4 protein-coding genes are annotated in these 6,765 nt (G+C 38.0%); 1 reads left to right on the forward strand and 3 read right to left on the reverse strand.

All coding sequences use genetic code 11. The annotated features are described in order from the left end of the window. Positions 1 to 290 precede the first annotated feature (290 nt). Genes Q1K34_RS14700 through Q1K34_RS14710 form a run of 3 tightly spaced genes read right to left on the reverse strand, consistent with a single transcriptional unit; the run spans position 291 to position 2,825 of the window. Positions 291 to 1,073 (reverse strand): glycoside hydrolase family 16 protein, encoded by a 783-nt coding sequence (locus tag Q1K34_RS14700; protein ID WP_300440459.1) that lies wholly within the window; start codon positions 1,071 to 1,073, stop codon positions 291 to 293. Continuing rightward, positions 1,073 to 2,233, reverse strand: a complete 1,161-nt coding sequence (locus Q1K34_RS14705) for a glycoside hydrolase family 3 C-terminal domain-containing protein (protein WP_300440462.1) — start codon at positions 2,231 to 2,233, stop codon at positions 1,073 to 1,075. The genes Q1K34_RS14700 and Q1K34_RS14705 overlap by 1 nt, the downstream gene beginning before the upstream one ends. Positions 2,234 to 2,249: 16 nt before the next feature. After that, the gene (locus tag Q1K34_RS14710) at positions 2,250 to 2,825 is read right to left on the reverse strand and encodes a hypothetical protein (RefSeq protein WP_300440466.1); all 576 of its coding nucleotides are present in this window, start codon (positions 2,823 to 2,825) and stop codon (positions 2,250 to 2,252) included. A gap of 197 nt (positions 2,826 to 3,022) precedes the next feature. On the opposite strand from Q1K34_RS14710, the gene Q1K34_RS14715 reads away from it, so the two are divergent. Then, positions 3,023 to 6,640, forward strand: a complete 3,618-nt coding sequence (locus tag Q1K34_RS14715) for a metallophosphatase (protein ID WP_300440469.1) — start codon at positions 3,023 to 3,025, stop codon at positions 6,638 to 6,640. Positions 6,641 to 6,765: the final 125 nt, after the last annotated feature.

Consider the following 6,765-nt stretch of genomic DNA (forward strand, 5'->3'; position numbering starts at 1 on the left):
AAATATCTCGACAGGTTCACGGCATCACCCTCAACTAGTTTAAGGATCTCTACAGATGCTGAAATAAATTCAGCATGACGAGGATTAAAAGTATATGACACGGTGAACGAAGTGAAGCAGTCTCTATGTAAGAGATTCCTTCGCTACGCTTGGAATGACGTGAAAAAACGTACTCACCTTGTAAAAGAAAATCCTCACGTTCCCGGAATGACAAGGTCACCCTGAACTCGTTTCAGGGTCTCTAGCTAAAGATGCTGAAACTAGTTCAGCATGACGAGGAAGAACGAAAATTATTTCAATTCTTCAGGTAATTCAGTTACTTTGATATAATCTACATAGAATTTATCTGGAAGGGCTTCATCTTTAATTTCAGCTCCACCTAAATTTCCGCCTACCGCCATATTGATCAAAAAATAGAAGTCTTTTCGAAAAGGATAATGTTTAGCATCATACTGTTCCGGAGTGAATTTATAAAGCTGCTTATCGTCAACGAAAAATTCGATATAATCTTTAGTCCAGACTGCTTTATATTTATGAAAACCTTCTTCAATACCTTCAATTTTCGTCTTTTTTGTATTCACCGTATTTCCATGACTTGCCGGGGTATGTAGTGAAGTAAAAATCATTCCCGGCTCCCGCCCTATGTATTCCAGAATATCAATTTCACCACTGGCAGGCCAGCTAACCTCGCTAATATCAGTACCCAACATCCATATAGCAGGCCAGAGGCCTTTGCCTGTAGCTACTTTTGCCCCTACTTCTATAACTCCAAACGTAAATTCCACATTATCTTTCGAATTTATCTTTCCGGAATAATATTGATTATCTTTTTTCACGGCGGTGATCACCAGATTTCCACCCTTTACCTCCACATAATCGCGGTCATATATCTGTCTTTCATTATTTCCCCAACCACACAAATTTGGGCAACCATCCCCTTCTTCATAATTCCAGATACTCGTATCCAGGCTATCTCCATTAAAATCCTCCTGAAATATCACTTTTTCCTGAGCTTTTATTGAGTTGACAATTCCGAAGAATAAACTTAAAAATAGAACTGGATAACTTTTCATTATTTGCTGAAATTAAATTTTACGGTTTGTACTTCCTCTGAATTTCCACCTACCATAAGTTCAAACTCTCCATCTTCTGCTTCCCATTTTCCTGAAGCGGTATAAAATGTAAGCATTTCTTCAGTAATATTAAATGTAACAGTTTTGGTTTCTCCCGGTTCAAGCTCCACCAATTCAAAGCCTTTTAATTCTTTGATGGGCCGGGCAATGCTTGCCACAAGATCATGCAAAGAAAGTTGCACAACTTCTTTTCCCTTTACCTCTCCGGTATTAGTTATTCGTACACTTAAACTAATTTCTCCTCCTTCATTTAAATTTTCAGAAGAAAGTTTTGGTGCTCCATACTCAAAATTGGTATAACTAAGTCCGAAACCAAAAGGATAAAGAGGTCCGTTTTCAATATCTGTATAATGAGAATATGTCACATGTTGATCGTTAGATGGCCTGCCCGTGCTCATTCGATTGTAATATAAAGGTTCCTGCCCTACAGCTCTTGGAAAAGAAACCGGTAGCTTACCGGAAGGATTATATTTTCCGGTAAGAACATCTGCAATTGCATTTCCACTTTCAGACCCCAGTTGCCAGGTCTCAACAATAGCAGGAATATTTTCAGAAGCCCAGCTTAATTCCAGCGGTCTTCCGTTTATAAGTACGAGAACAATATTTTTATTGACCTTTTGAACTTCTTTCAGCAACTCCATCTGCAATCCGGCAAGGCCTATATTTACCTGACTTCTTCCTTCTCCAGACTGGAATGCATCCTCTCCAAGCGCCATAATCACCAATTCCGCTTCTTTTGCTTTATTCACCGCCTCAGGAATTCCAGATCTGTCGGTCTTGTTGATTTCCAATGGCATTAAAAAGCTGCGTTCTCCTTCTCCCAATGTTACTCCTTTTGCATAGGTAATTTCAGCATCTAAATTGGCATTCTTTAATCCTTCAAGTACTGAAGCTGCGGAATTGCTTTCTCCCTGCGCTCTCCAGTTCCCAATTGGAGTATCTTTATCATCGGCCAATGGACCGATCACCGCTATTTTTTTTACCGAAGATTTTATCGGCAAAAGATGACCTTCATTCTTTAAAAGAACGATTGATTTTTTCGCAATATCACGTGCAATTTCCTGATGTTCAGAATAAGGAACTTCAAGATCTGCATTCATATATCGATAAGGATTCTCAAATAACCCTAATTTGAACTTTAAAGAGACCCTCTCCTACCAGTTGAAAAAACAATTCTCCCTCATGATTGTAAATTCCCGAGACTGGTTTCCCCAGGGCATTATCCATCATATACATTGAATCTTTTAAAGGATCGTAATAATAGATGCCGCCAAAACTTCGAAATAGAATAAAACCATCGATGATTTCAATGTCCCAAAACTGTTCTCCATCCCCAATCCCATTAGGAAATCTGGACACCAGACTGGTATATTTTAAGACACCAAGTTCATTCCTCTCCCAATAACCAGCTTCCATATAAGCACCGGTATAAATACGCTCTCCAACCACTTTGAGAGATCTAACTACCGTATTATTTGGAACAGGATATAGATGCCATTTTTCGCCATTATATTCCAGTAAACCGGTACTATTGGCAAAATACAGATTTCGATGTACGTCCTGGGCAATCATCCAATTTTGGTTACCTGCCGAATATTTATTTGGGTCATAATTCGCAACCGGTGGCAATTCCTGCGTCCGCGTTCCGAAAAAACAAAAAAGAAGAAATAGTAAAATAAGTTTTTTACTCAAAGGAATAAATCAAATTAGGTATTGCTAAAAACTCAAGGAAAATTATCTTAAATTTCTACAGCATTTTTATTAATAAAAATTTTAGTCCTGGATGTTAAAGTATTATAAAGAGCTATGCTATCCTAAGATTATTAGATTTTTTTGAAAGTTATAAAAACTACAAAGGCAACTCAATCAAACAAACACCCCTAGCTTCTATGAGCATTATAAAAGACCTATACAAAAATAAAATTTCCAAAGATTTAAGCTTTTTAACCCTATCCCTACTTTTCACAATTTTTTCAATCCAGGCACAAGAAGGACTTTCGAACAGTAAGGAGAAGGTGCATTCAGTCTATATTACCTCCAATACGGCGTTGAGAAGTAATGAATCCAATCAGAAAATACTAAATCAGATCGTGGAAGCTTCAAAAAAAGGAGATTCTGCTAGCCTTGTGATCGTAGGTAACATCGTACCTAAAAAAGGATTCCCGGATAAGGATAATGGTCGTGACCAGGTAGAACAGGATCTTCAGAAAAACTTACTCGATCTTATAGAGGATTTTAAGGGGAATATCATTTTTACTCCGGGCTATAATGAGTGGCAGGATGACGCTCCGGATAATATAGATGATCTTGAATCCTTTTTACAGGATAATTCCAGGGCAAAATTTTGGCCTAACGATGGTTGCCCTATTGAGAGTGAGAGCCTGAGTGAAGAGGTGCAGCTTATAATGATAGATTCTCAATGGTATCTTGAAGATTGGGATGAGCATCCCTACATTAATAATAAATGTGAAATTAAAACCCGGGTCCAGTTTAGGGAAGCATTTAATGATGAACTGGAGGATAGCCAGCTGAAAACTGTAATTGTGGCTGTTCACCACCCCGTGATGACCCAAACAAAATTAGGTTTTTTTCAGAAAATCATAGGTGCAGGAAGCCAGACCCGGAGAAACCCTCAGCTTAAACAACTGATGGGAACTCTTGAGGCACTGGCCAGGCAGTATAATGATGTTATTTTTGTATCTGGGAACGACCAAAATCTGCAATATGTTCAGGACGATAATGTAGAACAAATCATAGCCGGAGTTACTGAAAATCCTGCAAAGGCAAAACCCGAGAAAGACAATGGGGATTTCGCTACTTACGACCTTGGTTATGCTAAAATAAATATTAATAAAGATGGAAGTTCCAATGCAGAATTTTTTAAAGTTTTGCCTTCAGGTTCAGAAAAGATTTTCAATGCCCAAATCTCCAGAGAACGTTTAAGCCTGGACGAAGTTGAATGGCCAGAAACCCGGCTTGGGAAAACTACCATGGCTTCTGTGTACACCGAAGAAGAAACAGATAAAGATGGCCTTTTCAAGGCGATCTGGGGAGAACATTACCGTCCTTTATATAGCAGAAAATTTGAATTCCCGGTTTTGTACCTGGATACAATTCCGGGAGATCTGGAAATTTTAGGTGCAGGAGGAGGCCACCAATCCAGATCTTTAGGCTTTGTTGATGAAGATGGACATGAATACACGATGCGGGCTCTTAAAAAAAGCGCCTTACAGTTTCTACAAACTACTGTAGTAACTACTCATTATGTCGAAGATTTCCTGGAAAACACCGTAGCTGAAAGATACGTTCAGGATTTTTATACCACTGCATTTCCCTACGGAACCTTTCCTGCCGGAAGGTTTATGGATGAATTGAACATTTTTCACCCAAATTCAAGTCTTTATTATGTTCCTAAACAGGAAGCATTGGGGATTTATAATGAAGATTATGGCGATGAATTATATATGTTTGAAGCACATATAGGTGGTGAAAATAAAGATCTTGAAATCTTTGGAGGTGCTGAGGATATTTTAAATACCTCAGATCTTTTACTCGATATGCGGGAAACCAAAGATGTGTATGTAGATGAAGACATGTTTATTAGGGCAAGGTTACTTGATATGTTGCTTGGAGACTGGGATAGACACGAAGGCCAGTATGAATGGGCCGAATTTGAAGATAAAAACGGCAGGAAAAAGTACCTTCCCATTGCCAAAGATCGTGATCAGGTATTTCCTAAAACCGATGGTTTTGCATTATCCCTCTTGCGAATTGGCTTTCCGGACTTTAGAGCGATGGAAGAATATAGTCCTATGGTGAAAAGACCAAAATGGTTCAATATTGCCGGTTATCCACTGGACAAGGCATTTATTAGAAATGCAGAATGGGAAGATTGGCAAAAACAAGTTAATTATATTCAGCAAAATATTACTGATGAGGTAATTCAGGAAGCTTTCAATGTTTTACCTGAAGATTTAACTGAGGATGCTTATGTAGCTGAAATAAAAAAGACCATGAAAGCTCGTAGAGGCAACCTTGAAAAAATTGCAAGGGATTATTATAAGCACCTAGCAGAGTTTGATATGTTCACAGGAACCGAAGATGACGATAAGTTTATAATTACAAGAAAACCAAATGGAATAACCACTATCAACCTGAAAAATAAAGATGGTGAAGATCTTGCTGAAAAATCTTATAATTCAGATAATACGAGAGAAGTTTGGGTGTATGGTCTGGATGGAGACGATGAATTTCAAATTACTGGAAAAGGTTCCAGTTTGGTTCCACTTAAAGTAATAGGTGGCGAAGAAAACGACATTTATGATTTTCAAAATACAAGACGCGCCAAATTATATGACTATAAGAGCAAGGAAAATACTATTAAAACTCCGGGCGCACGTAAAATGCTGGTAGATTCTTATGAGATCAATAATTATGATCCCTATAAAAAGAAAATAAGACAATATACTTTCTTTCCGAGTGCCGATTTTAATTCAGACCAGGGTTTTAGCCTTGGAGTGAAAAACACCTATACCACGAAAGGACTCGTTAGGAATCCTTTTACTGCCAGGCATAGTTTATCTGCTAATTATTTTTTCGCTACGACCGGATTCGATGTAAAATACTCAGGTGAGTTTGCACATATTTTTTACAACTGGAATCTGGGGCTTGATGCCTATTATTCCAGTCCGAATTTTGTCATCAACTATTTTGGAACAGGGAACGAAACAGAATACGACCAGGATGAAGTAAGTAAAGATTATAACCGGGTGAAAATTCAGCAGTGGAGATTTGCGCCTTCGTTAATTTATCGAAAAAATGAGAAGGTAAAATTCAATATTAAGCCCATCATTGAATCTCTGGAAATTACTTATGATGAAGGAAGGTTTATAGCCGATGCTTTTAATCCGTCCAACGATATATTTGAAAGTCAGCTTTACGCGGGGGGAGAATTAAATTATAACTACTTTAATAAAGACCGTATTGCATTCCCTTCCAGAGGTATCGAGTTTGATCTTATTGCAGGTTATAAAACCAATATTGACGATCACGATAACAAATTTGGGTATGTAAGCCCAATGCTTTCCTTAAATTATCCGCTTCACGAAAGTGGATTCGCCGCTATCGCTACTAAAATAGGAGGTAAAGCCATTCTTGGAGATAATTATGAATTCTATCACGCCGCTACCCTGGGAGGTGGAAACAGAAACAGCCTGAGAGGCTATAGAAATGAACGTTTCAACGGTAAATATGCCTTTTATCAGAATTTTGATATAAGAAGTGGGATCACCCAATTTAGAACAGATTTTGTTCCGGTAAGAGTGGGAGCTAGTTTAGGTTTTGACTATGGTAGGGTTTGGGTAGAAGAAGATGACAGCAATGACTGGCACACCAACTATGGTGGATCTATTTTTATAAACGCTTTTAAAGCCTTCACAGGAAACATTGGATATTACGTAGGTGATGAAGGAGGCCGAATAAATTTCACCTTTAATTTCGATTTCTAAAATTAGGATATAATTAAAAGGAGGCTGCCTAAAAAGTTTGAAAAAACTCATCCTGAATTCATTTCAGATCTTCTAAGTTCAATATATAAATGCAACTCAAATTAAATCATTGGGGGCTAGCCCCC

Source organism: Christiangramia sp. (assembly GCF_029937855.1).
GTDB lineage: Bacteria > Bacteroidota > Bacteroidia > Flavobacteriales > Flavobacteriaceae > Christiangramia.